This is a genomic window from Mesorhizobium sp. M7A.F.Ca.CA.004.06.1.1 (assembly GCF_003999135.1).
Taxonomy (GTDB): domain Bacteria; phylum Pseudomonadota; class Alphaproteobacteria; order Rhizobiales; family Rhizobiaceae; genus Mesorhizobium.
Map to the genome: position 1 here is coordinate 1 of NZ_RZPQ01001094.1, position 1,394 is coordinate 1,394.

The following is a 1,394-nucleotide window of genomic DNA, read 5'->3' on the forward strand; positions in this document are numbered from 1 at the left end:
ACCCTACCTGCAAATAAGTATATAGCGCGCGCCCAACACCCCCTTCGCTGTCTGGAACTGCCATGGAAGAATTTCACAAGGTTCGCCGGCTTCCGCCTTACGTGTTCGAGCAGGTCAACCGGCTCAAGGCCAGCGCCCGATCGCGTGGCGCCGACATCATCGACCTGGGCATGGGCAATCCGGACCTGCCGACGCCCAAGGCTATCGTCGACAAATTGTGCGAGGTCGTGCGCGACCCGCGCACGCATCGCTATTCCTCGTCGCGCGGCATTCCGGGCCTTCGTCGCGCCCAAGCCGCCTACTATGGCAGGCGCTTCGGCGTGAAGCTCAACCCCGACACGCAAGTGGTGGCCACGCTTGGCTCGAAGGAAGGCTTCGCCAACATGGCGCAGGCGATCACGGCGCCCGGCGACGTGATCCTGTGCCCGAACCCGACCTATCCGATCCATGCCTTCGGCTTCATCATGTCGGGTGGCGTCATCCGCTCGCTGCAGGTGGAGCCGGACGACGGCTTCATCCCGGCGCTCGAGCGCGGGGTCAAACATTCGATCCCGAAGCCGCTGGCGCTGATCCTCAACTATCCGTCGAACCCGACGGCGCTGGTCGCCTCGCTCGATTTCTACAAGGATGTGGTCGCCTTCGCCAAGAAGAACGACATCATCATCCTGTCCGACCTTGCCTATTCGGAGATCTATTTCGACGGCAATCCGCCGCCTTCGGTGCTGCAGGTGCCTGGCGCGATCGACGTTTGCGTCGAATTCACCTCCATGTCGAAGACCTTCTCCATGCCCGGTTGGCGCATGGGCTTTGCCGTCGGTAACGAGCGGCTGATCTCGGCGCTGACGCGGGTGAAATCCTACCTCGATTACGGCGCCTTCACGCCGATCCAGGTGGCGGCGGCACATGCGCTCAATGGCGACTGCGCCGACATCGCCGAAGTGCGCGACATCTACCACAAGCGCCGCGATGTGATGGTCGATGCCTTCGGCCGCGCTGGCTGGACCATTCCGGCACCGGCGGCATCGATGTTCGCCTGGGCGCCAATCCCGGAGCCGTTCCGACATCTCGGCTCGCTCGAATTCTCCAAGCTGCTCATCGAACATGCCGACGTGGCCGTGGCGCCCGGTGTTGGCTTCGGCGAGCATGGCGACGAATTCGTGCGCGTCGCTCTGGTCGAGAACGAGCACAGGATCCGGCAGGCGGCGCGCAACATCAAGCGCTTCCTGTCGACCAGCGCCAAGCAGCCCAACAACGTCGTGCCGCTCTCCGCTCACCGGTAAGCTTGCCGCACGCAAATTCGATCTGACTTTGAGGGACGTCGCCGGACATGGCTGAAGCATTGCGTGTTGGAATTGCCGGCCTCGGCACCGTTGGCGCGTCGGTGGCGCGCCAAC

The 1,394-nt window shown here is 63.5% G+C and carries 1 protein-coding gene; it reads left to right on the forward strand.

Translation table 11 applies throughout. The annotated features are described in order from the left end of the window. The first annotated feature begins 62 nt into the window (after positions 1-62). Positions 63-1,280 (forward strand): LL-diaminopimelate aminotransferase, encoded by a 1,218-nt coding sequence (locus EN906_RS34140; protein ID WP_127375778.1) that lies wholly within the window; start codon positions 63-65, stop codon positions 1,278-1,280. Positions 1,281-1,394 lie beyond the last annotated feature (114 nt).

Coding starts and splice junctions, on each gene's coding strand:
- EN906_RS34140 (WP_127375778.1), top strand. CDS start 63: ATGGAAGAATTTCACAAGGTTCGCCGGCTTCCGCCTTACGTGTTCGAG.